The organism is Halomonas sp. 707D4 (genome assembly GCF_024158685.1).
Lineage (GTDB): Bacteria > Pseudomonadota > Gammaproteobacteria > Pseudomonadales > Halomonadaceae > Vreelandella.
In genome coordinates, this window is sequence record NZ_JAMZBD010000323.1 from 1 (window position 1) to 3701 (window position 3701).

Sequence of the window (3701 nt, forward strand, 5' to 3'; positions counted from 1 at the left end):
GAGGCTGGCTACTCGTCGCCCTGTTCGTTCTGGGCGCGTGCGTAGGCCTCGTGGGCGGGCTCGCCCTGGCCGCGGGGCTCGGCGTGCTCTGAGTGCCGCTCGCGCTCGTCCCGGCGCGTCTCGGCCCGGGTCGGCCGGGGGGCGGGCTGGGGCGGCGTGGGGCGTTTCGGCGCCTCGTCGTCGCTGCTGGCGGTATCGATGAAGAAATCGGTTCCCGCGCTTTCGTTCACCTCCTCCTGGGAGCGCGGCTCCATGCTCACGCTCAAACGCGGCACGCCCAGGTCGATCTTCTGCTCTTCCATGCGCTGCTTGAGCAGCAGATTGAAGGCGCGTGACACGTCCCACTGCATCTCCGGGGCGGTACGAAAGCGCATGCGCAGGATCGGGCAGCCATCCTCGAAGCCCTGCACGCCCTGCATCTCCAGCGGCGACCAGATGTAGTGGCGCATCATCGGGTCCTTTCGAAGCTCCTGGGCGGTCTCCTGCATCAGGGTGATGGCGTCGTCGATGCGCATGTCGAAGGGGATGCGAATGCGCATCAGGGCGATGCCGAACTGACGCGACATGTTGTGGATCGACTCGATCCGGCTGAAGGTGATGATGTGCACCACGCCGTCGAGGTCGCGCAGCTTCACCGTTCTAAGCGTCAAGCCTTCCACCGTGCCCATGTGGCCATTGATCTGGACGAAATCGTCCACCGCCAGCGAATCCTCGATCAGGATGAAGATGCCGGTGATCAAGTCCTGCACCAGGGTCTGGGCGCCGAAACCGATCGCCAGACCGATCACACCGGCACCGGCGAGCAGCGGCGTGACGTTGACCCCGAGATTGGCAAGCCCGGCGATCACCGCGATGATCAGGATGGCGACGAAGATGACGTTGCGGATCATCGGCGTGATCGTCTGCGCCCGGGCCTGGTTGACGCGGCGTCCGCGCGAGCGCGCCGAGGAGGTAAGCGCCCGCTGGATCGCGGTGTCGGCGAAGATCCACACCAGCCAGGCAAGCAGCACCGTCGCGCCCAGGCTGACCAGCGCCTGGCCGATACGGGCGCTGGCCACCGCCTGCTGGCCGAGCCCGAAGAGCGAGCCGCCCCACACCTGCATCGAGAGTTCGGCGAACACCATCCAGGCGCAGATGTGCGCCAGCACGAAGCCGAAGCGTTCCAGGCGCTTGCGGTACTGGCTGTGGCGACGCCGGTGGCGACGCTTGGTCAAGCGTTCGGCCTGACGGCGCAGAAGCCCGGTGACCACCAGCGTCAGCACCAGAAGACTCGCCGAGATGATCGAGCGCGCAAGTGCCGTGCCCACGTCGCCCACGGTGATGAAGATCGCCAGCAGCGAGCCGCCCACCATCAACAGCGCCGGTATGTGCCAGAGCCCGCCGAGGGTACGCACCATCTCGACCGCCGCGCTGGCGTCGCGGCGCTGCTTGTAGGGGCGGTTGCAGATCAGGTGGCGAATCGGACGCTTGAACTTGAGGATGAAGCGCGCCGCCAGAAGCGCCGCCAGCATGTTGGCCAGCACTGATACGAGGCTTGCAAGTTCGGGCCCGAGAAGCTCGATGAGCCGGGTGGAGTTGACCGCATCGCCGAGCGCGATCAACGCGCCGATCACGAACAGCCCGCGCAGCGCCTGCTGCTGGAGCTGCTGAACCGCAGTGAAGCGATGCCCGCGGCTGAAAAACGCGATGACCGTCTCGAACACCACGGATAGCGCTCGCCCGCACAGGCAGACGTAGGCGATGACCAGTACCAGCGCCCGTCCGGGGCTGTAGGCCAGCAGCTGTCCGATGCCGAGGATGATGGCGAAGGACAACGCCCAGGGCAGCATGCGGCGGAAGAAGTGCGCCACCAGCAGCCATGCCTTGGGATCGCGGGGCAGATCCAGCGGCCATTCACGCCGGGTCGCCACCAGGCGCCCGAAGGCGATCATGATCGTGAGCAGCAATACCCAGACCGTTGCGAACAGCGCGCCATCGACCACCTCGCGCAGCGCCTGGCCCTGATCGGTGCCTTCGTTGAGCGCACGCAGGTCCGCTGCCCCTTGAACGAGTTGGCGTGACCACTCGTCGATGGGCGAGTTGCCCGCCTGGGCCTGATCGCCCAGATCGCTCAAGGTATCCGCCAGCGCGCCGAGCAGACCCTGGCGCACTACGCCATCGCCTTCGGTGGCATCGCTTGTGACCTGCAGCTCGCGCAGGGAGTCGAGCAGCGCCGTTCGCTGCTCCTCGTTCTCCAGGAGCGTGATGACGTCGTTGAGCGAGCTCTGGAACTCGTTGCTGCTGACCGCGGGCTCCTGAGTGTCGCCCTGGTCGCCCCCCAGGCTCGGCAGCGATACGCCCTGGGCCTGCACCGCGCCGGTCAGCAGGCACAGCGCGATACTGACGATGAAACCGATCCACCACTGCTGTCGCACACTCTCCTCCTGGACTTGCCATCCTGGTCGCTGCCGAGGATGGTTCATTGATGGAGCCACCGCGAATATCGCTTAGCCTGTGGCGTGACTATGATAGGCTGAAAACGTAAACGTTCACCGCAAGGATGCCGAGATGACGCTGCAGGCGCCACCCCAACGTTTGAACCATGATGGCCAAACGCGCTGCGTCGGTGTGGAGATCGAATTCGCCGGCCTCCCCGCCCGGCAAACCGCTCAACGAGTGGCCGAGCTGTTCGACGGCGAGGTCGAGCGAGTCAGTCCGCATCGGCTGCTGGTCCACACGCCCCACTTCGGTACTTTCAAGATCGAGCTCGACACCCAGTACGCTCACCCGGACATCAGCCTCGAGCAAAAAGCAAGTACCGGTGACGGCGAATGGGACGATCACCGCCGCCTGCGGCGTCTCGAATTCCACCGCAAGACTCGGGCGCTGATCGGCGACATGGTCACCGGGCTCGTGCCGACCGAGATCATCTGCCCGCCGCTTGCCTGGAACGAACTCGAAAGACTCGACGTGCTGTTCCAGGCGCTGCGCGAGAAAGGCGCCAAGGGGACCGATGCAAGCCTGCTCTACGGGTTCGGGCTACATCTCAACGTCGAGACGGCGAGTCTCGAGGTCACGCATCTGCTGGCGATGATGCGCGCCTACCTGCTGCTGGCCGGCTGGCTGCGCGACGAGATCAAGGTGGACATCACCCGCGAGGTGCTGCCCCATGCCAACCCCTTTCCCAAGGAGTACGCACGCAAGGTGCTCGACCGCCGCTACGCGCCGACGCTCGACCAGTTTATCGATGACTACCTGCATCACAACCCCACGCGCAATCGCGAGCTCGACATGCTGCCGCTGTTTGCCTACCTGCGCCCGGAACATCCGCACGCGCTGGTTCACGCTCGCCTGACCAAGCCCCGCCCCGCCTTTCACTACCGGTTGCCCAACGCGCAGCTCTCCCGGCCTGGCTGGGGCGCGGTGGTGGAGTGGAATCGCTGGGTCGAGGTCGAGAAGCTGGCCTTCGACACGCCGCGCCTCGAGGCCCGCTGCGACGAGTTCATCGCCGGTCACGCCCGGCGCTGGCCGGCGCGCCTGAAAGAGCGCCTGCGCCGGCTGTTCGCGCACCGCTGATACCTGCCAGGAGACGTCGCCCATGCCACGCCCCTTGATCGGCATCACCACCTCCGATGACAAGAGCCACCTGGCCTGGTGGTTCGACTGGTTCGCCGTCTGGCGCCACGGCGGGCGACCGCTGCGGCTGTCGCCTTCGCGCCCGC

The 3701-nt window shown here is 66.2% G+C and carries 2 protein-coding genes and 1 pseudogene; 2 read left to right on the forward strand and 1 reads right to left on the reverse strand.

Going from position 1 to position 3701, the window contains the following annotated elements; translation table 11 throughout:
* Positions 1-8 precede the first annotated feature (8 nt).
* Entirely contained in the window at positions 9-2414 is a 2406-nt protein-coding gene (locus tag BIS11_RS12945; protein WP_253586205.1) for a mechanosensitive ion channel family protein, read from the reverse strand.
* Between the two features lie 133 nt (positions 2415-2547).
* On the opposite strand from BIS11_RS12945, the gene BIS11_RS12950 reads away from it, so the two are divergent.
* Both BIS11_RS12950 and BIS11_RS12955 read left to right on the forward strand, forming a co-directional pair.
* The gene (locus BIS11_RS12950; RefSeq protein WP_253423081.1) at positions 2548-3555 is read left to right on the forward strand and encodes an amidoligase family protein; all 1008 of its coding nucleotides are present in this window, start codon (positions 2548-2550) and stop codon (positions 3553-3555) included.
* A 22-nt stretch (positions 3556-3577) separates the two neighbouring features.
* A pseudogene (locus BIS11_RS12955) lies at positions 3578-3701 on the forward strand (gamma-glutamyl-gamma-aminobutyrate hydrolase family protein); the annotation flags it as partial.